At 52.0% G+C, this 23,692-nt stretch carries 15 protein-coding genes and 2 pseudogenes; 11 read left to right on the top strand and 6 right to left on the bottom strand.

Annotated elements, in window-relative coordinates; all coding sequences use genetic code 11:
- Positions 1-2: 2 nt before the first annotated feature.
- The 6 genes from GBAG_RS21340 (at position 3) to GBAG_RS21315 (ending at position 12,026) form a co-directional block, all read left to right on the top strand.
- Positions 3-695: a hypothetical protein gene (locus tag GBAG_RS21340; RefSeq protein ID WP_034500147.1), complete on the top strand. Its 693-nt coding sequence runs from the start codon at positions 3-5 to the stop codon at positions 693-695.
- 171 nt (positions 696-866) lie between these two features.
- On the top strand, positions 867-1,598 hold the full coding sequence (gene traT / locus GBAG_RS21335) for a conjugal transfer complement resistance protein TraT (RefSeq protein WP_034500146.1): 732 nt from the start codon (positions 867-869) through the stop codon (positions 1,596-1,598).
- A 234-nt stretch (positions 1,599-1,832) separates the two neighbouring features.
- Positions 1,833-4,301, top strand: coding sequence for a type IV conjugative transfer system coupling protein TraD (traD, locus tag GBAG_RS21330; RefSeq protein ID WP_034500144.1), 2,469 nt, complete (start codon positions 1,833-1,835; stop codon positions 4,299-4,301).
- Positions 4,298-9,622, top strand: a complete 5,325-nt coding sequence (gene traI / locus GBAG_RS21325) for a conjugative transfer relaxase/helicase TraI (RefSeq protein WP_034500142.1) — start codon at positions 4,298-4,300, stop codon at positions 9,620-9,622. Before traD ends, traI begins: the two co-directional genes overlap by 4 nt.
- Before the next feature lie 14 nt (positions 9,623-9,636).
- Complete coding sequence (locus tag GBAG_RS21320) at positions 9,637-10,416, top strand: DsbA family protein (RefSeq protein ID WP_034500141.1); 780 nt, start codon at positions 9,637-9,639, stop codon at positions 10,414-10,416.
- A 563-nt stretch (positions 10,417-10,979) separates the two neighbouring features.
- Positions 10,980-12,026, top strand: a complete 1,047-nt coding sequence (locus tag GBAG_RS21315; RefSeq protein WP_081908441.1) for a Replication protein — start codon at positions 10,980-10,982, stop codon at positions 12,024-12,026.
- Between the two features lie 820 nt (positions 12,027-12,846).
- Here GBAG_RS21315 and GBAG_RS21310 read toward each other — a convergent pair.
- The 3 genes from GBAG_RS21310 to GBAG_RS21300 all read right to left on the bottom strand — a co-directional run bounded on the left by GBAG_RS21310 (position 12,847) and on the right by GBAG_RS21300 (position 17,207).
- Positions 12,847-13,629, bottom strand: coding sequence for a TraX family protein (locus GBAG_RS21310; RefSeq protein ID WP_081908440.1), 783 nt, complete (start codon positions 13,627-13,629; stop codon positions 12,847-12,849).
- A gap of 262 nt (positions 13,630-13,891) precedes the next feature.
- Positions 13,892-16,117: a KAP family P-loop NTPase fold protein gene (locus GBAG_RS21305; protein WP_034500140.1), complete on the bottom strand. Its 2,226-nt coding sequence runs from the start codon at positions 16,115-16,117 to the stop codon at positions 13,892-13,894.
- A 1-nt stretch (position 16,118) separates the two neighbouring features.
- On the bottom strand, positions 16,119-17,207 hold the full coding sequence (locus GBAG_RS21300) for a hypothetical protein (protein ID WP_034500138.1): 1,089 nt from the start codon (positions 17,205-17,207) through the stop codon (positions 16,119-16,121).
- An 899-nt stretch (positions 17,208-18,106) separates the two neighbouring features.
- Here GBAG_RS21300 and GBAG_RS21290 point away from each other — a divergent pair.
- Together GBAG_RS21290 and GBAG_RS21285 are read left to right on the top strand one after the other, a co-directional pair.
- Positions 18,107-18,739 carry a hypothetical protein gene (locus GBAG_RS21290; protein WP_051873769.1) on the top strand — a complete coding sequence of 211 codons (633 nt, stop codon included), beginning with the start codon at positions 18,107-18,109 and terminating at the stop codon, positions 18,737-18,739.
- 12 nt (positions 18,740-18,751) lie between these two features.
- Positions 18,752-18,991 (top strand): annotated as a pseudogene (locus tag GBAG_RS21285) (phage integrase family protein); the annotation flags it as partial.
- Positions 18,992-18,994: 3 nt separating this feature from the next.
- On the opposite strand, the gene GBAG_RS21280 reads toward GBAG_RS21285, so the two are convergent.
- Positions 18,995-20,223, bottom strand: a protein-coding gene (locus GBAG_RS21280) for an IS3 family transposase (RefSeq protein ID WP_167333351.1) whose coding sequence is annotated in 2 segments (ribosomal slippage) — positions 18,995-19,908 and positions 19,908-20,223 — 1,230 coding nt in all. Because the reading frame shifts where the segments join, the coding sequence is not laid out codon by codon here.
- A gap of 91 nt (positions 20,224-20,314) precedes the next feature.
- Here GBAG_RS21280 and GBAG_RS21270 point away from each other — a divergent pair.
- A pseudogene (locus GBAG_RS21270) lies at positions 20,315-20,875 on the top strand (tyrosine-type recombinase/integrase); the annotation flags it as partial.
- Between the two features lie 67 nt (positions 20,876-20,942).
- On the opposite strand, the gene GBAG_RS22880 reads toward GBAG_RS21270, so the two are convergent.
- The gene (locus GBAG_RS22880) at positions 20,943-21,551 is read right to left on the bottom strand and encodes an MAE_28990/MAE_18760 family HEPN-like nuclease (RefSeq protein ID WP_156104920.1); all 609 of its coding nucleotides are present in this window, start codon (positions 21,549-21,551) and stop codon (positions 20,943-20,945) included.
- A 4-nt stretch (positions 21,552-21,555) separates the two neighbouring features.
- Positions 21,556-22,605, bottom strand: a complete 1,050-nt coding sequence (locus GBAG_RS21260) for a DUF262 domain-containing protein (protein ID WP_034500128.1) — start codon at positions 22,603-22,605, stop codon at positions 21,556-21,558.
- Between the two features lie 417 nt (positions 22,606-23,022).
- Between GBAG_RS21260 and GBAG_RS21255 the strand changes: the two genes are divergently transcribed.
- A complete protein-coding gene (locus GBAG_RS21255) occupies positions 23,023-23,244 on the top strand; it encodes a type II toxin-antitoxin system Phd/YefM family antitoxin (protein WP_034500125.1) in 222 nt (73 codons plus the stop codon).
- Positions 23,241-23,612 carry a type II toxin-antitoxin system death-on-curing family toxin gene (locus GBAG_RS21250; RefSeq protein ID WP_034500123.1) on the top strand — a complete coding sequence of 124 codons (372 nt, stop codon included), beginning with the start codon at positions 23,241-23,243 and terminating at the stop codon, positions 23,610-23,612. Before GBAG_RS21255 ends, GBAG_RS21250 begins: the two co-directional genes overlap by 4 nt.
- The last annotated feature ends 80 nt before the right edge of the window (positions 23,613-23,692 follow it).

Below are 23,692 nucleotides of genomic sequence, written 5' to 3'. Positions count from 1 at the left end.
AAATGAACACTAAGACAAAAAATTACTTTTGTTGGCTACCAACATGCATCTATATATTGTATATCGCTTACATGCAGTATGTTATTAACGGTGGATTTTGGTTGAAAGGAGCCCTGCTTTCATTTTTTGCTACACTCCTATATCTTGCTTGCTTTATCCAATTAAAAAAAAGCAGGGAGAAAATAAGTAAAATCATTGTGCTGATATCCAGTGTTACTCTTTCCTGCTCCCTTATGTTCCTTGCATTGTATGTTGGTAAAGATGCTGAGACAGCTCTTATATCTGGTACTGCTGTTCATACGATCGTTGCATTTATCTTCGCAGCTGCTGTTGCAGGTAAAAAATCAGCTTTGTTACAAGATAAAGATACAGGTGCTTACTATCGAATCAAGAGTGGAAAGGCATACCGATTATCAGATAGTGAAGTGGTGAAATATTGTTCAGCGTCAAAGAGTAGCAGTACTCCTATCGGGGAATTTTCTTCAAGCTCGATAAAAGGATTTAATACTAACTCTCCTGTCATACCTATGACAAATGGCTTAAATCTCTCTGATTACAATTCCGCTATTATCGTCAATCCTTCTTCTGGCATGCCGATGGTTGGGGGGATTTCAGGCCTGGATATTCATGGAAATAGCTTTGGTACTAATTTCAACGAGCCATCCAGTACATATGACCCTAACCGTGGTTATTGAGGAAGGGGTCTAAAACCCCACGTCCAATAATTCATGGTAATTAGAAAATATCCTCAGTACCGATGTGATTTAGCTCAAAAATTATTTTTAAATATATAAACAATTTTGCCGATAACAGTCCTGTTAGCGCTACGCCGTTAACAGGACGTTTTTTTATGCAAAGGATAAAAGATGAAATTTAAAAAATATGCAGTCGTTGGCTTAGTGGCTTCCACTATTGCACTGTCTGGTTGTGGTGCTATGTCTACCGCAGTGAAAAAGCGCAACCTCGATGTCAAAACCCAGATGAGTCAGACTGTCTGGCTGGAGCCGTCATCAGAGAAAAGCGTATACCTTCAGGTGCGTAATACTTCCGACCAGGATATGTCCGGTCTGGAAGCGAAGATTTCAGATGCGCTGAAAGCAAAAGGTTACAACGTCACGCGCTCACCAGATGATGCTTATTACTGGGTTCAGGCTAATGTGCTGAAAGCCGAGAAGATGGACCTCCGTGCTTCTCAGGGTTTCCTCAGCACGGGTTATGAGGGAGCGGCCACTGGTGCTGCGTTGGGCGCGGGCATCACCGCTTATAACTCAGCTTCTGCAGGGGCGACCCTCGGTGTGGGTCTGGCAAGCGGCCTGATTGGTCTGGCGGCGGATTCCATGGTCGAGGACGTGAACTACACGATGGTGACCGATCTGCAGATTGCCGAGCGTAGTAAGGCTACCGTCACGACTGACAATATTGCGGCGCTGAAGCAGGGGACGTCCGGTGCGAAAGTGCAGACCAGCACAGAGCAGGGCAACCGCGCCAAATACCAGACCCGCGTGGTATCCAATGCGAACAAGGTGAATCTCAAGTTCGAAGAAGCTAAACCTGTTCTCGAAGCACAGCTGGCTAAATCCATTACGGGTATCCTCTAATACCCTGCGGCTGTGGCGACCGTCACAGCCGTTCCTCCTCGTTTTCAGCTTGTTAACCGTGTTCCTCTGTTAAGACAGGCGCGTCAGTGCTTTCTGTCATTACCGTGAAATTTCGCTTCCTCGCATGACTGCGCAGGCGCAGCCCTGTCTGCGGCGAGCGCCGGGATTTCATTCATAACCTCTCACTTTGTCACATTGCCCTTCTGGCGATGCGATAACTGCCGGACATTTTCTATGAGCTTTGCAGGTAAAAATCTCACCCAGGGCGGGCAGATGACCGCCTACCGCTGGCGCATGTTACTTCAGGTGAATAACTGGATAGGTTTCTGGATTTTCATTCTGTTCGCTGTGCTGGCCTCCGCCATTTTCTTATGGCGCATTCCCCAGGAAACGCTGGATAACGGCTCTCTCTGGTGGTTTGCCTGGATGAACAGCAGCTTTTTTGAGCTGATGCCTGCCAGCGCTCCAAAACTCTATGACATTCATTACTGGTACGCCCCGACTCAGACGGTGATGGTTCTGAAAATGACCGTTGTGCAGATCTTTACCGACCCGTACATGACGGCAATGGGTGAACAGTTCCTTGACTACCTGCAGTGGGCGGGACTGGGCAGCGGCGTATTCAGCCTGGCGGTGTTTATGGCCGTGAGCTGGTACATCGTGGGGATAGGGCGCCGGGAGAGTGAGGATGAATATCTCTCCGGCATGCTGCTGACCGACAAGCCCGCAGAGGTTAACCAACTGCTGCGTAAAAACGGCGAACTCTCCGATCTGCGCGTGGGTGACCTGCACATGGTCAGGATGGCTGAGGTGATGAACTTCCTGATGCATGGCACGATTGGCGTCGGTAAGTCGACACTCATCCGCTGGCTTCTGGATTACATCCGAAAGCGCGGTGACCGGGCGATTATCTACGATTCAGGCTGCACTTTCACCGAAACGCACTACAACCCCGCCACTGACTTCATTCTTAACGCTCACGACGAACGTTGTGCCAACTGGCAATTGTGGGGTGAGTGTGTTGATGCTGTCGACTACGACAACATGGCCGCAAGCCTGATACCGGTTGAAGGCGAATCGGACCCGTTCTGGGTATCCAGTTCGCGCACCATCTTTGCGGATCTCGCTATTCGTATGTCAGCAGATCCTGAGCGCAGTATTGAGAAGTTCCTCAAGACCCTGCTGTCGCTGAGCATGAAAAGCCTGCGCGACTATCTGGCGAATACACCTTCAGCCAATCTGGTTGAGGAAAAAATCGAAAAAACCGCCATTTCCATCCGTTCGGTGGTGACGAACTACGCCAAATCGCTGCGTTACCTGCAGGGGCTGGATGACGGTGTCAACCCCCCCTTTACCATCCGTGAATGGATGACAAAAGAGGACTACGACAGCAGCTGGCTCTTTATTTCGACTCAGGCCCGCCACCGTAAAAGCGTACGTCCGCTGATATCACTGTGGGTGTCGCTGGCCACCATGATGCTGCAGAGCATGGGAGAAAACAGTGAGCGCCGCGTCTGGTTCATCATCGATGAGACCCCGAGCCTGCAGCGTATCCCTGAGCTGGCAGAAACCCTGGCTGAAGCCCGTAAGTTCGGCGGTTGCTTTGTTCTGGGGATGCAGAACATGGCGCAGCTGGTCCACGTTTACGGCCGTGAACTGGCGAAAAGTATTTTTGACCTGATGAACACCCGTATGTACGGCCGTTCCCCGAGTGCTGAGATGGCCAAAGTGGTGGAAGAAGAGCTAGGCAACCAGCGTAAGCGCAAAATTCGTGAGCAGAACAGTTACGGTCTCGATCAGGTGCGTGATGGCGTGTCGCTCGGTAAGGATGAGGTGAATAACCCGATTGTCGACTACGAGCAGGTGATGCGTCTGCCTAACCTGAGCTTTTACATACGCCTGCCGGGGGAATATCCAGTGGTGCGCCTGAAGCTGAAATATCGTGAGCAGAAGAAACATCATCCTGGCCTGATAGAGCGCAACATCCGCGACGCCCTGAGTCCTGAGCTGGAGAAAGTGATCCACGAAAATGAGCGTGCGGCATCCGTCGCTGGCCTTGCGTTCCCGACCGGAGATGAGGTTCTCGAGAAGGGCAGTACCGATACCACCGCATCCCCGGCAGCTACCTCTGTACCGTCACCAAAAGCGGCCACACCCGCGCCAGTCGTGACAGACGTCATTAAACCCGCGAAATCCGAAGCGCCGACCATGACGCATGAAAAGCGCAGTGAAGTCAAAACACCGGTCACTGCACCTGAGTCAAATAACGTTGTCCCGCTTCATAGCACGCAACACACACCTGAAGCAGGCGCCCGAGCTGTAACGACGAGTGAAGATATTCCTTCAGCCCTTTTAAACATCAGAAACCGGGCACTCCCTCCTGAATCTTCTCCATCGGGAGCGCTGGACATGCTGCAGCGCCGCCTGATATCGGGCGCTAACAACGCAAATGAAGCCGATCCCGATACCGAAGCTGGCGGCGAATCTATGAACCTCGATATGCAACTTTCTGAGCGTGGTGACGGCGGTTTAATCGTCACCGCTGCAGGTCAGAGTGCCACACCGGAAAGTCCGACTGATCTTCACCGCGTCAACCGGCAGCTGGCTCAGGACGAAGAGAACATTTTACGTCACCGTGATCCGGCAGATCCGGGCTACAGCGACCACGACCACGACTACCATGACAGAGAGCCTGAATTATGATGTCAGTCGCCCCCGTAGCATCGGCAGGCAGCGCCGCCGGTTACTACAGCAATTCCGATAACTACTATTTTCTCGGCAATCTTCAGAGTCTGTGGCTGGGCGAAGGGGCCAAAGCCCTCGGACTGGAGGGGAGTGTCCGGGGGGATGCCCTGACCGGTGTGCTCGAGGGCCGTCTGCCAGACGGCTCTCGCCTGGGCAAAGAGATCAACGGCAACCATGTTCACCGACCAGGCCATGACCTGACCTTTTCGGCCCCCAAAAGTGTGTCAATTCTGGGGCTGATTGGGGGCGACAAAGAAATGGTGGACGCACACAACCATGCCGTTCAGGTGGCTGCCGGGTATGTGGAAAAACTGATCTCGGCGCGAAGCACAACCGATGGTGTCACCTCTATTGTTCATACCGGGAAAATGGTCGCCGCCGCTTTCACTCACGACACCTCGCGTAATCTCGACCCACAGCTGCACACCCACGTGTTGATTGCCAACATGACCGAACATGACGGCAAATGGAAAGCACTGGCCACCGACTATATCCACAACGCCGGTTTTATTGAGACCGTCATGAAAATGCAGGTGACACTCGGCAAAATCTATCGCAGTGCCTTGCGTGAACGTGTTGAAGCGCTTGGTCATGAGGTGGAAGAGGTCGGTAAACACGGCATGTGGGAGATCAAAGGGGTACCGGAGGAGGTGCGTGAAGAGTTCTCCTCGCGCGGCCGTGAAATCCAGGGGGCCATCGGGGCGGAAGCCACACTGCGTAGCCGTGACGTGGCCGCCAAAGACACCCGTCAGGCAAAAACAGACCCGTCCCGTCTGCGCCTGATGGACCGTTGGGTCGGTCAGATGAAAGAGAAGGGTTACGACCTGAAAGCATATCAGGAAAGAGTGGTACCGCGTGAAGAAGCGACCCGGGAAGTGCGCCAGCAACCGGAGCAGAGTGTCTCCGTTGATAACACCGCACAGCCGACAGTGCCAGAGAAGGGACAGGCGGGTATGGTCAACGTGACCCCCCCTCAAAAAACGGCCGATCAGCGCGAGCCGGGCAGAAGTGAAACCCCTCAACCGGTACCGGAAGTGATGGAGGCGGTACGCCTGGCCATTTCACAGCTCAGTGACAGTAAAACGCGCTTCACCTTCGGTGAACTGTTGCTGACAACCGCCGAACTTAGCGAACAGCTACCGGAGATGAATGTGATACGTCAGGCGATCGACGCCTCGCTCAGGGACGGCATGATAGTGCCGCTGGACAGTGAAAAAGGGGTGTTTACCTCCCGTATTCACCTGCTGGATGAGCTCTCCATTCAGGCATTGAGCCAGGAGCATCTTAAATCCACCGTGGTGGTCAGCTTTACCCGACCCGAACACTATGCGCCGCCCGCGCTGGAAGTGGTTGAAAGGGATGCCCTTGTCCTGATGAATGCGCCGTCAGGTGTGGCGGGTATTCGTGAACTGGCGAGCGAACTGACCGACATTTCCTCGGCTCAGGGTCGTGAGGTACAGGTGCTGGTCAGCTCCGCCGAACGTGCCACGTCGCTGGCGAAGTCCGATACGCTGCGCGACCGGCTGGTCAGTCGCCAGCATGTGCTGAGCGGGGATTTTCATCTTAAACCCCAGAGCACACTGATTATCGAGGGGGCTGAACGTCTGGGGCTGAAGGAAACACTGGTGCTACTGGGCGAGGCACGTGCACAGGACGCGCAGTTGGTCTTTCTCGACAGCGCCAGCCGTCAGGCCAACGGGAATGCCATGTCGGTGCTGGAATCAGCCGGTGTGACCCGTTCGCGCCGGACTGAGCCTGCACCCGGGCTTGAAGCCGAAGTGGTCAGTATTCCGAACAAACGTGACCGTTATGAGGCGCTGGCCACCCGCTTTGCAGACCTGAGTCATGGGGATGAAAACGTGACCGCCGTGGTGGTCGGGAAGCGGGAACAGACGCACCTGACCGGACTCATCCGCGATGCGCTGCAGAATGCCGGGCAGCTGTCCCGCGACGGTGTGGATATCGAAGCGCGTCAGCCGGTGTGGCTCGACAGTAAAACCCGTCGTATGCCCGGCTCTTATCGGGCAGGGATGGTGCTCGAGGACCGCAGCGATGCGAAGGAACGGCAGTCTTACGTGATTGACCGTGTCCACGAAGATACGCGGGTATTGTCCCTGATTGACGGTGACGGCGTGCTGACACGCATGAAAATCAGCGACGTGACCCCGGACTGGCGTCTGTTTAATCGTGAAACACTGAACGTGGCGGCCGGAGAACGCCTGCTGAGTGTGGCCGGCGACAGGGAGCACAACCTGAAAGCGAAAGACCGACTGGAAGTGACGGGCATCAGCGAGAAAGGCATTGAGGTCAGACGGGGTGACGACAGGCTGACATTACCGAAAGATGCGCCCCTCTATATTACACACGCTTACGTCAGCGCCCCGGGTGGACGCGATAACGATACGGGCGTGGTGCTGGGCGCACTGAACACCCGCGACATTTCCAGCCAGACCATGAACTCGCTGGCACAAAGTGGCCATCGCGCGGAGGTGTTTACCGCCGAAGTGCAGGATAAAGCCGAATCTCGCCTGCAGCGGATGAAAACCAGTGCAACGCCCGTGCAGCTTGTCCGCACCCTCAGCGGGAAGCAGGACGTGAGTGAGGCTGTCGGCAGCCTGCATGACAACGTGAGAACCGACGCGGGTCTGGCGGTGTGGCGTGCGGTGAATGACCAGCGTGGCGTGACGTTCAGCGAGCTGACGCTGGCGAAAGATTCCGCGAAGTATCATCAAAACTTTGACGATATTGGTTATGAAATTACCGGGATGGTGAAAAACGGTGAGCTGAGGACGGTGAACGTGGGCGGTGAACCCATGCTTGTTGCCCGCTCAACCTGGGAAATGGAGAAAGCGATACTGCGGGTGGTGGATGAAGGGAAAAACACGCAGCAGCCACTGCTGGACCAGGTGCCTGGGGACGTCCTCAATGGGCTGACGAGTGGGCAGAAACAGGCCACGTCACTGGTACTGGGCAGCCCTGACCAGTTCACCGGTATTCAGGGTTATGCCGGGGTGGGGAAAACCACCCAGATGAAGGCGGTGGTGGCTGCGCTGGAGACATTGCCGGCAGAGGCCCGACCGTCACTGACCGGGCTTGCCCCGACGCATCAGGCCGTGAAGGAAATGAGCGATGTGGGTGTGCGTGCCCAGACCATCAAATCCTTTATTGTCGAGCACGACCAGGTGACAGCTGCTGGCGAAAAGCCCGACTACCAAGGACAGGTATTCCTGATTGATGAGTCCTCGATGGCCGGGAACCAGGACACAGCAGCGCTCTTTCAGGCGATTGCTCACGGTGGTGGTCGCGCCGTTTCAATGGGGGATATTGACCAGTTTGAAGCGGTCGACTCCGGCGCGCCGTTTAAGCTGATGCAGGAGCGCAGCCCGATGGATGTGGCCATTATGAAAGAAATTGTGCGCCAGAAAGATGTGCAGTTGCGGGGGGCGGTTCACGACATCATCGACAACCGTATCGATGCGGCCCTGAAGCGGATCGAAACGCAACCCGCTGACCGTATCAGCCGTGAAGCGGACGCAAAAGCGCCAGAGAGTGCGTTTCAGGAAACCCCCTCTCCGGTGGCAGATATTGTGAATGACTGGACGGGCCGCACGCCGGAGGCACGGGCGCGAACGCTCATCATCACCCAGCTGAACGCTGACCGTCAGGCCGTCAACGCTGGTATTCATGCGCAGCTGGCAGAACGGGGCGAACTGGGCAAAAAAGCCATTACCGTGCCGGTACTCGATAAAATTACCCATACCCGCCATGAGTTCAACCAAACGACAGCCTGGCAGTCAGGGATGGTCGTGAAACGTGGCGATCGCTACCAGGATGTGCTGGCCGTTGACCGCAACGGTAACACCGTGACCGTGCGGGATGAGGAGGGGAAACTCGGGCTGTATTCGCCAAAAGAGTTGATCACCGGTGACGTGCAGCTGTTTAAGCGCAGCGAGATAGAAGTGCGTCAGGGTGATCTGCTGCGTTTCACGGCCACCGACCGGGAACAGGGGCAGACGGCTAACCAGCGTTTTACGGTCGATGCCGTGAGCGACACTGGAGATATCCGGCTTCGCGGGGCGAACGGCGTGGTGACGATTAACCCGACTGATGTCCGGGCACAGCAGCACCTCGACTACGCCTGGGCGGTGACCGGTTACGGTGCGCAGGGGGCGAGCACCGATTACGTCATTTCCCTGGAAGGCACCAGTGAGGGGAGAAAGGCGCTGGCCACCCGGCGGGCGTTCTATATTTCCGCTTCCCGTGCCAAAGAGCACGTCCAGATTTACACCGACGGGAAAGCCGACTGGACGAAAGCCGTCACCTCGCCTGAACGGGACATTAAAACCGCACACGACGCGCTGGCACCGGAAACGCAGCGTCAGCAGGCGAAGGCTATCTGGGCAATGGGGCAGGCGGTGACGAAAACCGGCATTGGTCGCGCCTGGATTCGGCATCAGGGGATGGGGGAGACCAGCCTCACGGCGAAAATTATCCCGGCCACCCGGCGTTTTCCTGAGCCGGCACTGGCGCTACCCGTCTATGACAACAACGGCAAAAGCGCCGGGCTGGCCCTGGTCTCGCTGGTCGCCAGTCCTGAAGGGCGACTGACGCAGGGCGATACCCGGATGGTGATGACCCGCCAGGCGCGCGGTGCGGTACTTCAGCGTAGCCAGTCGGGCAATACCCTGGTGGTCAGCGAGCTGGCGGCCGCACTGAATGCGGTCCGTGAAAACCCAAGGGATGGCGTCGTGTGGCAGACAGGTCCTGAGTCCCCCTCGGCCCATCTGCTGAAGGTGACCGGCGGGGTACGTCAGGAAGATGAACGGCATCTTACCCTGACCGGCATCAACGGTCAGGAGGAATTGCAGCGCCAGAACGAGCTGAAACAGGCTGAGCAGGTGCGTGCACAGGAGGCCGCCCGTCAACAACAGGGTGACAATATCAGCATTGTACTGCCGCCGGAGGACGTGGTGAAACTGCGGCCGAAAGAGCTCAATCCGGTGAAACCCGAGCCGCAGATACCTGACGACAGTGTGCTGGCGAGTGTGCGAAGCCGTGACCGTTCAGACGGTCGGGAACAGGCGCTGGCAGACCAGGTCAGAAGCGAGAATATCCAGCCAGATAACTCTGCACATGAACACGACAGGGCATCACGGGTGGTCAGCGACCTTGCCGCTCAGGAGCGGGACATCGTCCGTCAGGGCGTGAACAGCGAGCGCGGCCGGATGCCCGAACAAGCAGAACAGACCCTCACAAAAACCATTCAGAAAGAACGTTAATCCCGGGAACACTCATGAAAAAGATAAAGTTATTAAGCATAGTAGTTACATCATACATTGCGTTGGTTTCTGCCGCCTCGGCTTCGGCGCCACTCTTCACCCCGGCACAGGAGGCCTGGATAGGCGAAATTGCCGCTGATTACCTGGTATCGCATCCTGAGATTCTGGTCCAGGTGAGCCAGAAACTGCAGACACAGCAGCGTGAGCGCCAGCAGCAGGTATTTTCGATAAAGGTGATGGACAATCAGAACGCGCTGCTTACCGATCCGGATACGCCGGTCATCGGGCCTGAAGATGCCCCGGTGGCTGTGATTGAATTCTTTGATTACCAGTGCGTGCACTGCAGCCATATGGCGCCTGACATAGAGGAAGTGATGAAACAGCAGTCCTCAGTCCGGTACCTCTTCAAGGAGTGGCCAATATTTGGTGACCGTTTTGAAAACTCGCGCAAAGCAGCTGAACGGGGCGTGGCGATATGGAAAGCTGCCGGTCCTGACGCCTACCTGACCTATCACAACGGTATTTATGACACCGGGAATATCGAAGGGGCGCTCACGCTGGATGATATTTCTCAGGCTACCCGGGCGGCACTGGGTAAAAAACCGTTCCCGGAGAGCGATCAGATGGCCGCACTTGCGCGAAATGATGAACTGGCCCGCACACTGGGTCTGACCGGGACACCGGGTCTTATCGTGATGCCGGTCAGACAGGCCACGCCGAAAAACATCACGGTGTTTCCCGGTACGGCCACGGCGGAACAGCTGAAAATCGCCATCGATAAAGCTCGCCAGTAAAACAAGTGCCACTGGGTGTGGGGATATATTCCGCCAGATTACCCCCATACAGCATGACTGATGTACATTTTCCCCGATCCATTTCACAGTAAATTCGATCAACACCTGAAATTCCGATCCCATCGGTGATTTCGCGCGCATACCTGCTGGAATTGAGTCAGACAAAACGGTAAACTCGGAATCCTCTGTGGGCCTTGTGGTGAGGTTTCACACTAAAAGTATTACTTTTTTTCCTTAACGTAAATTTCTGTGAGCTGGTACGACCGGTACTGACAGGGGCACCTTGTGGTGGGGTGAAACGAGAAGGGAAAAGTAAAAACTGCCATCGGAAAAATGCGGCCCGGTGGGAGAAGGGACACAGGATTGGACGTATCCGTAAATCGTCCGGGAGAAGGCTTCAGCGATATCGCCGGAGCCTGAATGCAAAAACCCCCCGAAATCTGCAAAGCAACTTGGCGGAAGCAGCAGATATCAGGGGGTCCAAAAGCAGGCGCTGGCCTGAGATGGATTATAACGCATGCAAAACAGAAGACAACCCCTGCCCGCCATAAGTTCGGGCGGGTGTGACTAACCAGGTTATTCACCTGCGGGCTGCGCCCGTACCTCAGTACCGTCCCTCCCGGCGTGGCGAAGCCAATCGTCTGCGTAAGGGGCAGTCTAAAACACACCGAAATTATCAGCCTGCTTTCACCGGCAGTACGCCCCGTGGCATGGCCGCTAAAGTGGTGGCGCGTCTGAAGAGCCACGACTGGAACCGGAATCCGGAACTGGTGTCACTGCGTCGCCGGGGTTACACGCCCTGGACCCGACTGTTCGACAGTTCCTTTACCCCGAAACCCATGCGCGTGAGCACACGCCAGGAAAGCCGTGAAGCCTTAACGGCGCTCTCACTGACGCTTGCGGCCAACTGTGACTACAACCCTGACAGCGACTATATGTTTGAAGTCATGCTGCCGGTTGAGGCGCTGGCGCGCCGGATGGGAGTGCTCCATCGTTATGAAAATGGCCGTCTGGCCTATGACGTTCTGCTGCATGCGCTGCGGGTCCAGGAAGAACTCGACTACCTGGTGATCCACCGCGACCATGACACCGATTCTGGCCAGTACAAACCCATGCGTATCTTCCTGACCGAGAAGTTTTTCACTTCACGGGGTATTACCGTGGACGAAATTCGTCAGTGGCTTCACAAATACCGGCAGTGGGCCATTGCTCAGGGGCTGGCTGAGTCACTCAGTCTGCGTTACGAACACCACCTGCTGAAGATGGCGCGTATGGGTATCGATATCGACAGGCACCATTCGCTTAAAAACCGCCTGCGCAAAATCAAGCGCTGGGTGGTCAGCCCGGAACTGAGGGAAGAAAAGCGACGTGTGACGCAGGACCTGGGGGCGCAGATTGATGCGCTGGACCAGAAAATGCGGCGTGTCGGAAAGTCTTCAGAGAACGATCGTCACTGGAAGGCGTGGGTGCGTTGGTCAACCAGCCCTGACGCACCGTTGTATCGTGTACGGGAGATCGAACGTGCGGTCGAGCATGAACATCCTGACCTGAAACGTCTGGATAAAGAGAAGTATTACCGGCTCCTCCTGGAGAAAGCCGGGGCACACTGACGCCTGTCTTTTACCCCTCCTTTTACAGAACCGCGTCCTTCGCGGGTTTTCTGCTGCCTGCCATTCAGGAATTCCTCCTTTTAAAGCCATCACCCGTCCGTTTTTTCACTCTATTACTTCACCTGACTCACGTACTGAGACGCCTGCGCTGACAAAAGACAGGTATCGCTCATCTTTCATGTAGTTAAATTCGAATGACCCCCCCAGTATATGATTAGCTTCGAACATTATTTCTGAACAAAATAAGCCCTAAAAAGGGAGTCTCTTTCGTGTCAGCTTCGCATGACACTCGAAAGTACCTCCCCTCGCTTTGCTCGGGGCAAATATCCCTCCAGCTACCATTATCACTTCTCTTTAAAGTACCCCCCACCGCATGCGGCGGGTCCCGTCCTTTGTTATCTGTTACCCCCAGCGAAACCTGTCCCACTGCAAAGCCCCGCCGCCCCGGGCCACAGGCCCGGAACAGAGTGGCTTTATAATGGATGTTGTAACTAGCTAAGGAATGGCTGTAGGTAGTGTTGCTTCAGGATTGAAGTACACGCCCGTAAGCGCCTGACGGCGCTAACGCGGAGATACGCCCGGGCACTGCCCGGACCACTCCGACGGCGCAAAGCAGATTCTTCGTAGCGGTCAGCGGGTCTGGCTGAACAGGGCGGAGGGGGCGATTGGTGGAAACTATCAGTACAGGGCGGCTACGCCGCGTAACCGGCGCCGTTCAGATCGATGCGATAAGTGACACCGGCTGGCGCCTCCATGCCGCGTAGCGGCATACAATACGCCCACTGAACTGACTCAGAGCTCGGGTGGGTGCTCGATTTCGTCACATCATTAACCGATGTATCAGACCAAGTAGTAATAGATGGCCGCTATAAGCGAAGTAGAAAAACCGGCGGGGCAAAAAGCGCGTGTTTTGTGTAGGCTGATACCGGGAGGCAAGTGAAAGGACCACGGGAGGAAACAGTACGGTCGGCAGTACCGCATAAAGTAGTGCGTCTGCGGGTTTGTCTGCGAGGTGACCCACGCCATTGAGCGTACACAGTGAGAGAAAGGCAACCAGAGCAGCTCCCTGTTTATCACGGAGAGTTTGTGTGGAATAAAACACGGCCAGTGAAAGGGCCAACATCACTCCCTGAAGACCATAACTGGCGAGTGATAACGGATAAACCAGGAGCACGAGCAGTATCACGCCGGCAAACCGTCCCGGGAAACCATATGTGTGATCCAGTGCCAGCAACTGCGTGACACCCGCGAATACAAACAAAATGTTCAGGGCGTACCAGGGATGCGGAGCGTGAAACGTCAGAGCAAAGACGGGTTGTGTGATGACGGCCCATATCCACAACCTGTTCGCTTGGTGTTGCAATCTTCCCGATTGCTGACGGACATTCACGGCCCAGATCATCAGAAACAGGGGAAAGGCCATCCGGCCGATGGCATACAGTTCCGGCCAAGGAGGCTGCAGAAAAATCGTGTTGATGTGATCCAGCATCATGGCCATCAGCGCCACCACTTTTATCCTGTCCATCGCATCCGGGCTGAGTCCGGCAGGCAGAGACAGGGTTGTGGTTATGCTGTGCAGATACGGCTGAAGATTTATTTTCATAATATTCCTGCGATGACTTGCACGCTTTGAATATAAAATTCTGAACCCATTTCCAGAATAACTTACCTGAACAAGATGGAGTGGCTATTCTGGCCTTTTCCAGAATTTTACGGGCGGCAAACTCAGATTTATCACGTAAAATAAGCATCGCCCGAAAGCTATTTTTTTCCTGAAAGCAAATAAGAAGGTTGTGCCAGTCAAAAAGAGAACCTGCTGGGCAGGTTCCCTGGGAATTGTTGGTAAAATGACTTTGCTGGAAAAATCAGAATGATTTGCTGAGCGCGATAGCTTTATTGATTTCGTCAGTCTGCTCAGGGAACAGACCTTCGGTCTGGATCCGCTCAAGCCTTTCAATGATTACCTTTTCACCACCGAACAGAGGGCTGACATCATTTAGTTTCAGAACCAGATAGTGTCCGGTTGCACTGGAGATAATATGAGAGCGCAGACTCAGCAATAACGTCAGAAATGACTCATCACAGGTACCGTACTGTGAGATCCAGGATCTTAGTGATTCCGGGCCTGCAATATCCTGCCAGGCCCAGACAAATCCGCCCAACTCACCTCTATGCAGAAAGTCTGATTTCAGCTCACCACCCTTCAGCCGTTCGCAAAAATGATGGCGAACACACTGCAGTTCCTCATTCGTCAGCACCCGTTCCTCCTCAGACACAAACCGGTTACCGGCCAGCCCATTCTGCCACAACAAATCGCGGATATAGTTTGCAATCCAGACCCATGAAGTTCCTTGCATTGTCAGTGAATGCAGAGTAGCCATCGCTTTCGCACGGTCATCGTCAAGCATCCTTCTCAGCAGCCGATCTACAACCCTGTTGACATCAAGGTCATACCGGGAAAACCAGCGGTTTCTCTGCCTGTAACGCGTGGTGATCTCATCACCTGCGCTGAAGAAGAACGCCAGCAGACCAGCACATTCGGATGCCGTATGTTCGTGTATCATCGGACGTGTCAGCTGGCTCAGGATATGCTCAAACCAGGTTCGGGAAGAAACGCCGTTACTGTTTATCTGACTCAGCAGTTCCTCCTTCAGAGGCTCGCCGGATTGCGGGTTCCCGGCCATACGGAAGAGCTCATCAAAATAAGTCGGAGGGAGAATGTTCTGCGGGGATGAAAAAGCAAAGTAGTAACGCCAGTATGCGGAGCTTCCGAGACGGCGGTTCGCAGTCATCATCGCTTTTTCATCATCCGCGGTCTGTCCGAACAAGGACAGCTTATCAAGCTTGTACCCTGAAATACCCGGTACCCAGTGCCGCAGGGAAGTTGCAGATTTAGCCTCTGAGGCTCGGAATCTCGACAGGCATGAACCCAAAGTTTGAACGAGTGCTTTTTGTTCTTCTTCACTGACACTTCCATCCCCTGATTCCACGATGGCACGTTCTGTCAGATATTCTTCTACCCAGTCATACAGCCCGGAATTGGTGGTACGTATCAACTGGAGAAAGCAAAGATCCGGCAAGTACACATAATCACGGATTCCACTGTAGCGGAAGGTCATTCCATTCAGTGCCAGTTGTACCTCCCGTGGAGTTTTCAGGCTTGCGCCATAGAGGTCGGTTACTCTGTCCAGGTCACTTTGCATTGCTTCGTCAACGTTAATTCCGTTTACCGACTCGTATAATCTGACAACACCTGCGTTAAATTCACGGCGGAGATCAAAGGATTCCGGCCTCGGCAGACTGAAGGAAATCTGCACGATTTTCTGCAGGTAAAGTTCGCCATCCTCCACGCCCAGTCCTTTCTTGATGGCTTGCGCCAGCACCGTCTTGTCATAACAGAGTATGTAGCGGAAGCGGGGAAAATCGGCGACGGATTTGACCAGACGGACAACTTCCACAGCCTGCGCAGGCTCCAGCCTGTCCAGATCATCGAGAAGAATAATAAAACTGAGATCCATTTCGACAATTTTTTCTGCGATTTCGGTACGCATCTCCGCTGCGGTTTTTTGTTTTTCTTTTAACCAGCTGGTTTCCGATAGTGCGTTCAGCGCCCCGCTCGCATCAGGTACGCCCGGGATCACCGTCGCGGCCTGAGCCAGCGGAGCCAGATGGCGGGCCGTCGCTCTGGTATATTCCATGAGGGTACGGGCTGTCCGGGTGAGCCCCTTTTTCTTTTCGAGGCTTTCCCGCTCTTCGGGCGAAAGGCGACGCTCTTCCTCAGCGGCAATGATACCTGCCACCGGTATCAGCAGCGATTCCACCAGACTGGTGTCACTGCCATCGAGCCAGGGGGAGATACTCAGGACAAAGGTGTTGTCCTCTTTTTGCTCATCCAGTGCCGCACGCAGCAGGTTCAGCAGACTGGTTTTTCCTGAGCCCCATGCACCTTCAATACCGATAACGGCGCTTCCTTCGCGGCCAATAGCCTGAACAGACTGTGCCAGCTGTGCGGCGACATAGCGGAAACCATAGCGATCCTGTTCCGGACGGGTGACGGACTGATCCAGCCTCATTGCGTTGATATCAGCCATATCACAGATCTCCGTACAGGCAGCGCAGCCCGGTCAGGGCGTCAGCCAGCAAGCCTTCGCGGCTGCGCGTTACCAGCTCGCGAACCAGCGTCTCAAACGCCTCCGCTGGCAGGAAAATCCGCAGTCCGTCAATGCCAAAAAAGCCGTCCGCCGTCACGTGTCCTGGCGGAGAAAACATCACGTGTCTGCCCTGATGGCCCTGCTTCAGGGCTTCTGGCCAGCAGCTATACAGAGTAAACAGCCCCAGCAGCTCGGAGAAATGGGTCCAGCTGCAGGGCAACACAAATTCCTTGCCGGTGATGATCAGGTGCAGTCGCGGAGTCTGATACCAGGCGTCGGGACGCTGACCAGCCGGCTGACCGTATACCTGGATATCGAGTCGCAGCGTACCGGCCAGGATGGTTTCCGTCACTGCCGGGATAAGCGGGCGCAGCTCCTGGGCCAGCACTTCCGCTTTGCTGTCAGACCAGTCAAGCCCGTACAGCATCAGCGGGAAAATCTGCTGCAGACGGGGCAGGGTGAAAATTTCATTCAGTACTGCATCCGGGAACTCGGCCAGCTCAAAACAGCCACTCTCCAGCGGACGCAACAGTTGCTCTGCATACATCGGGTCAACGACCGGTCGCAGAGTGGTGATGAAGTGGTCAAATTCGTCAACCCAGTTTTCTCCCGCGATTTTGTAAATCCCCTTAAGATAATGTTCATCCCTGATCCTGTTATGCTCGACCTGCCATGCCAGCAACTCGCGGATGATTTGCAGCAGCATTCCGAGGGCAGGTTGTGTGACAAGCCGGTTATGGCTGTGCATGTACCCCTGTCTGGCGTGGGACAGCACGAAACGCAGTTCATCACGTGAAAGCGATGGCAGGCCAAACGTCTGGCCCAGAATGACCTGACGGTAAAGCTGGCGGACGGTCGCCTCCGGATCGGCGATCAGCTGAAAATAACCGTCGCCGGTGGCGGCCGTCTTCAGACCATCATCGAGGAAGCGTTCGGCCAGGGCGTTGACCGAGGTATTTTCGCGACCGGCACGTACTTTCAGTGCCTCGATCAGTTTCTTGTGAAAGCGCAGGGTCAGCTGACTCAGCATTTGGGCTCCTGTCAGGGTGGCTGTATTCTCTGAATACAGTTTCAGTGAATGAATTAATCAGAAATGAAGTAAATCATTTAATTATCTAGCGGTCAATTTAATGACATCATGTCACTTAATTGGATACAATTCTTAAGTAGTCACTCCTTTTCACCGGAGATCCGAAAACCCTGAGTTGCGGATCATGCTTCCTTGCTCGATCGACAAATAGCTTCAGAACACATTATGTGGTATTTCACATCGCAGATAACGGGCATATTTTGTGCTTTCAACCGTCGCAGACTGCGGCAGGTAAGGGTCAGAAAAGGGCGATTTGTCTGAATACCGCGCATGGTATACTTCCGGAAACTGCTGAATACGGGATAAACCGGATCAAGAGAAAACACCCAAACGGTAATTTACCGGCGTGGTTATATGGCTGGTTATTATCAGGTAGATGATTTTTACGGAAGGGATAATCATATTGGTGACGATTAGACTGGCCGCAGAATGTAATTACTATATGTGACTATTTTCCTTGCCATAGTCAGCAGCAATCTAGGAGGACTTTTTTAATGCATATTCCGAGATACAGAACGATTGACGCGTTAATCCAGGAGCTTCATAACGAGGGACACTCTGTTATTTACGAGCGAATAACTGAATATCCTGTATTAGCTGGCGTTGGCCAGATTGCACCTGCAAAACATTTACTCACACCGGAAGGGACTGTTGTAGCTATCTTCGTTGAACCTATGGGAGGCTGGCGCCGGCGCGAGAACGATGACTGTGTTCGTGATGAGCCAAGGATTGAAGATAACCCTTTTAAACTTAAGCACGATGGCAGTGCGCCCCAATGTACGATCAGACGACTATAGAGACCGGTTTAATGGCTGACCGGATTTATTAAAGGAGAATGTATGGCTGATGGAATCTCATGGGTGCCTTTATATTCGGCTCTGGCTGGAGGAGTTCTCACTGGGGGAGTCGCGCTTCTAGTCAGTAAGCTTAATCATCATTATACGCTCGACCGGGAAGCAAAAGCGGCGGCGGAAAAGCGCCAAGCGGAACTCTATTTCATTTCCACCGAACTGGTATTCAGGCTAGAGCGATTTGCTCAGGGATGTGCTGACGTCGTGAACGATGAAGGTCAAGAAGATGAACAAGGATACACTCGGACAACGACAAGTGCAGAATCATTTTCTTCCGATGATATTGCTGGCGACTGGCGAGTACTTCCTGCCACAATTCTGTACCGTATCCGCGAGCTGACGGTACTGATCCCCGAAGCCAACCGGTATATTCGCGTCATTAACGAATGGGATAATCCTCCTGACTGGCAGATGACCTTTCGTGAGCGAAGGTATCAATATTCCCGTCTGGGGATGCGCGCCGTATTACTGGCAAAGCGACTACGCAGGCTGAATCATATGCCCTCCTCACGCCTTGATGCCAGCCGCTGGTCAGCACAGCACGTATTATGGCAACAGTGGCGAAAAGAAAGAAAATTCCGGGCCCGCATGGCACGTGAAGTTCCTGATTTTGATTTGTAAGGAAGAAGTCAGATGATGCCCGCGCTACCAGCAGGCTACGAACTAATGACGACATCGCCGCTACCTGTGGCCATCAATTACCCGGCCGCCTTGGCATTACGTCAGATGGCGCTGGCCCATGAGGATTACCCGAAATACCTACTGGCCCCGGAAGTCAGCGCACTTCTTCATTATATTCCTGACCTTTATCGCCAGACGCTTATCGCCACGCTGTGGAATACCGGTGCGCGAATCAATGAGGCGTTGGATTTGCCCCTATATTTCCATACACCTTTTATCACTTAACCCATTACGGGTCCGACGCCGCAGATATTCCCGTGGCGACCGGTATCCCAGCGCACTGTGCGGATGCCATTCGTTGTAGTGCTCGAACGCTTCCGCAAGATGCATCGCTGCTGTCATCATGTCCGGCTTTGGCATGATGCTGATGTAGTCCCGCTTCATCGTTTTCACGAAGCTCTCAGCCATACCGTTGCTTTCCGGACTGCGTACTGCTGTTGTTCTCGGTATCAGACCCACCATTTTCGCGAACCGTCGCGTTTTGTGAGCACGATAGGCCGAACCATTATCTGTCAGCCATTCAACTGGTTTCGGTGGTAACCGACTTCCGAAGCGCCGTTCTACCGCTCCCAGCATCACATCCTGTACCGTGGCGCTGTCGTACCCACCTGTACTCGCCATCCAGTGCAACGCTTCACGATCGCAACAGTCCAGCGCGAAGGTAACTCGCAGTTTTTCTCCATTGTCACAGCGGAACTCGAACCCGTCTGAGCACCACCGTCGATTGCTTTCTTTTACCGCTACTTTGCCTGTGTGAGCCCGGCTTGCTACTGCCAGTGCTGGCCTGTGCTCAAGTAATAACGCGTGCTGACGCATGATCCGGTAGACGCGTTTGGCGTTAATAGCCGCAACACCTTCAGTTTCTGACTGTCTGCGCAGCAATGCCCATACCCGACGATAGCCGTAAGTCGGCACTTCACCGATAACAGCATGGATGCGGGCCAGTGCTTCAGTATCATCGGGCTGACGTTTACATCGACGATCCTGCCAGTCATCCGGACGGCGGGCTATCGCATGAAGCTGCGCACGTGAGACCCGCAAACAGCGACTGACGAAGCTTATTCGCCATCCTCTGGTAACAAGGGTACGTGCGCTATCCACTTTTTTTGGCGGCCGATATCCACTGCTTCACGCAACAGCTCAACCTCCATCGTTTTCTTACCCAACAGACGCTGAAGTTCTTTTATCTGCTTCATGGCTGAGGCCAGCTCCGATGCGGGAACAACCTGTTCACCGGAGGTAACGGCGGTCAGACTGCCTTCCTGATATTGCTTACGCCAGAGGAACAACTGACTTGCAGCAACACCATGCTGGCGGGCAACCATCGACACTGTCATACCGGGCTCGAAACTCTGCTGAACGATGGCCATTTTTTCCTGCGGGGTACGTCGTCTACGGCGCTCAGGGCCTAAAACATCGATCATCCTCAACTCCATAACCAGTCTAAAAACTAGTATTAAGACTATCACTTATTAAGCGAGTCAAAATGTCTGGAGATTCAGGGGGCCAGTCTAGGCGTTGGCACTAACTCGGGGAGATTTCACACTGACTCCCCCGTACCCGTTCGTACAACTGGCCACCCTGAAGCAGCGCCTAGAAAAGGCAGCCCGAACAGCGGGCCGTGCTCCTTCAGGCGTCATTCCCAGCAGAATTGTTCCTTTGTCAGATCTTCAGTTCGTCTCGCAACTGCAGATTATGGTCGCCACGCTAAAAATTCCTATGGAGAGACGTAACAAGAAAACAGGACGAACAGAAAGGGCGCGGATCTGGACTGTTGCTGACCGGACAGTGCGCAGCTGGATAAATGAAGCTGTGGAAGCAGCAAATGCTGACGGTGTGTATTTCTCCGTGCCGGTTACACCTCATACGTTCCGGCATTCTTATGCCATGCACATGTTGTATGCTGGTATTCCGCTTAAGGTATTGCAGAGCCTGATGGGACACCGGAGTAACAGCTCAACGGAAGTATATACGAAGGTGTTTGCACTTGATGTGGCGGCACAACATAGAGTGCAGTTTCAGATGTCGGCAGCAGAGGCGGTAGCCATGCTGAAAGCAGTAAATATTAATAATTGAGACCCAGTGAAAAAACTCGCATTAGATTTACTTTACAAGATGCCACCTATCTAGATGGCATCCTTTTTTATGCCTGTTGTTGATATAAGTAACACTCTTGCATCAAAAATATATCAATTTCATCCATTAAAATATCTATACCTTGTTTTACTGCATCAATGAAATTTTCAATATTTTCTTGAGTCGGTAATATTGAATTTTCACCATGGGCAATGCAATTTCTGACATGCACCAAACGGTCTAGTGTACTTTTTACATCAGAGAAACGTTCAAAATCAAAGTCAAACATTTGGCACAGTTCCTTTAAAACCTCACTATGCAGATTAGATTTAGTCTCTATCTTAGTTTTAAACCTAACAGTATTCCTCAATAATTCATTAAACTTATCTGTAAAAATACATCTCTGTTCAAATGATTGCTTACCACTTAAACTTCTATAGGTGTCACCTAATCCAACAACAACAAGTCGAGTAGGGATTTGTAAGGGAGTTAATCCTAGGTTATTTAAATGCTGTAAAAGCATTTTTAGGGAACTTACAACAAAACCCTCCCAGTTTGCATATATCATAGGTACACACATGCGCCCCCACAATATACTTTCTACTTGATGAGGGTTGACCCTAAATTTTGCAAACTCCCTATCTCTCCAGGAGTTTGTCTCATTAATTTCCTCCACTAAACTATGCACTTCTGAAAATCTCTAATGCACGATCCATACGGTTGCGAATGCGAGTAGTTGAAAATGCTAGGACACTTACACCTTGGTATACATCATCAGTTAACAGGGTGTTAATGGCTTTTAAAATTCTATCTTCGTTACCATTAATTGTGTCGAATACTTTTGGTAAGGCGTAAGACATTGAATCAAATAAATGAAGTACAAATGGGCCTTTCGGTCTAAACAGCTCCCGACCATTATTAGCCATAAGGAAATCGATTAAATCAACAAAGGATTGTTTTTCTGCCTCTAAATCGAATGCATACTCACCCTTTGAAACCACACGCATGAAGTCTGAAAGGAAATTCGGAATGGTAGTCTTGAAATCATCATTAAAATGTTTAAATGCAAAATAGCGTAAAACAAGCTCCTCTAAAAACATTTCTTCTTTTTTTGTTGATGAGGGGCTTATTAAGTTTATGAAATTAGGCATGACAGCCACATCACGTAATATTTGATTTAGATCTACAGGGTAAGATCTAAATATGCAATTTCTTATTTCTTGGTCCGATAGTGGGCTTGCACCAGTATTAAGCCGGTTAAAGAGTTCATAACGAATATCTTCATTACTATCCCACCTAACTATTTCCACACGACAAACAGCTCTTTTAATTGTAGTTTTTAACCTGATAGGTAAATTATTTATGTTTATGTTTGCTAATTCAGCAACCATTTCGCCTTCACAAAGTTGAAGGTTATTTTTTTCAGGAAAACTAGAAAGCACACCAAAGAATGAGAATATTGTAGATATACGTTGAAGCCCATCTACAACTTCCCACTTCCCTTTATCATCTTCTGCTACAAAAATTGGAGGGATTGGGATCCCCAGTAACACTGACTCAATAAATCTAGTTTGTTGGAAATTCGACCACCGAAATGCTCTTTGATATTCAGGGGTGATAAATAAATCACCATCCTCATACATGTTCATCAGTTCACCGAAAGACATGTCAAGACGATCTGCTTTTAAAGAGTTTCTTTTCTTAGTTATGACTTCTTCAATATCAAACATACCTGCTCCGCCAACCCTCTAATAATTTGAAAAATAATGATTTTATCAAAATACTGATGTGATCTCTTATTATTGCAGGTGAAGTAGGACTGAAACAATAACTTTGATTCATTTTGGTTGTATTTTGCTTAGGGGCAGGGGTTATGTGGCACGCTTTCTTCACCTTGTTCGACTATAGGCCCTGGAGAGAAGTATTCATTAGATACTGGAAAGGATGGGAAGGTAGTACCTAGATACTATAATTTGTTAAAATACATGTAAATCAACAGGTTATTTAACATAAGATAGATTTCATGATCTTGCTCTTATGCGCACATCAATAGTAGATTAGTTGATATTCCCCCATTTAAGTTGTACAGTTGACTGGATACTCAGTTATTTCACTCATTTCATCGTATTTAGAATGAGGTCTTACATATGCAAGCTATAAACTTTACTACTGCACGTGACAAGCTGGCTTCTGTCTTAGATGGTGTTGCCAGCGGCGAACCAGTTATGATCACCCGACGTTCAGCTAAACCGGTTGTAGTTATAGATGCAGAGCAATACGAGAAAATGATGAAGATCCAGGCTGAATCCGATTTTGACTGGCTGTTCGCTGAACATGGACAAACGCTACAAGCACTTAAGAACAGATGATAACTTTCCTGACGACTACAGATGTCATTACTATTCATGACCGTATGATATCTGTATATGGTGGGTTACATGGATTTGCTGATGTAGGCAGAATTGAAAGCATGATAACTCGTATTCTTAACCGTCATATTTATGAAGGTGAAAAAGATGTATACATTCTTGCTTCTGCATATCTCCTGGCAATAGCTCGTGGTCATTGCTTTAACGATGGAAATAAAAGAACCGCATTTGCATCTGCGATTATGTTCCTCCGGCGCAATGGTATTCTGATCATGTATTCCACTGAACATGAAGAACTGACCGTGGAAGCTGCAAAGGGAAGTCTTGATGTCTGGCAGATTGCAGAGGTACTGAAGTCAGGGATGTGATATAAACCATTAATTATAAATGATTATTATTTTATAATTTAACATAATTAACGTTATACGAAGTTAACTTGTAGAGGCTC

It is taken from the genome of Buttiauxella agrestis ATCC 33320 (assembly GCF_000735355.1).
GTDB classification, from domain to species: domain Bacteria; phylum Pseudomonadota; class Gammaproteobacteria; order Enterobacterales; family Enterobacteriaceae; genus Buttiauxella; species Buttiauxella agrestis.
The sequence above is the reverse complement of the archived record's forward strand: the minus strand, read 5'-3'. Positions and strand labels throughout refer to the sequence as shown.

Excerpts from the sequence above, each read along its gene's own strand:
- GBAG_RS21340 (WP_034500147.1), top strand. The coding sequence starts at position 3 with ATGAACACTAAGACAAAAAATTACTTTTGTTGGCTACCAACATGCATC.
- traT (WP_034500146.1), top strand. The coding sequence starts at position 867 with ATGAAATTTAAAAAATATGCAGTCGTTGGCTTAGTGGCTTCCACTATT.
- traD (WP_034500144.1), top strand. The coding sequence starts at position 1,833 with ATGAGCTTTGCAGGTAAAAATCTCACCCAGGGCGGGCAGATGACCGCC.
- traI (WP_034500142.1), top strand. The coding sequence starts at position 4,298 with ATGATGTCAGTCGCCCCCGTAGCATCGGCAGGCAGCGCCGCCGGTTAC.
- GBAG_RS21320 (WP_034500141.1), top strand. The coding sequence starts at position 9,637 with ATGAAAAAGATAAAGTTATTAAGCATAGTAGTTACATCATACATTGCG.
- GBAG_RS21310 (WP_081908440.1), bottom strand. The coding sequence starts at position 13,629 with ATGAAAATAAATCTTCAGCCGTATCTGCACAGCATAACCACAACCCTG.
- GBAG_RS21305 (WP_034500140.1), bottom strand. The coding sequence starts at position 16,117 with ATGGCTGATATCAACGCAATGAGGCTGGATCAGTCCGTCACCCGTCCG.
- GBAG_RS21300 (WP_034500138.1), bottom strand. The coding sequence starts at position 17,207 with ATGCTGAGTCAGCTGACCCTGCGCTTTCACAAGAAACTGATCGAGGCA.
- GBAG_RS21290 (WP_051873769.1), top strand. The coding sequence starts at position 18,107 with ATGGCTGATGGAATCTCATGGGTGCCTTTATATTCGGCTCTGGCTGGA.
- GBAG_RS21260 (WP_034500128.1), bottom strand. The coding sequence starts at position 22,605 with ATGTTTGATATTGAAGAAGTCATAACTAAGAAAAGAAACTCTTTAAAA.
- GBAG_RS21255 (WP_034500125.1), top strand. The coding sequence starts at position 23,023 with ATGCAAGCTATAAACTTTACTACTGCACGTGACAAGCTGGCTTCTGTC.
- GBAG_RS21250 (WP_034500123.1), top strand. The coding sequence starts at position 23,241 with ATGATAACTTTCCTGACGACTACAGATGTCATTACTATTCATGACCGT.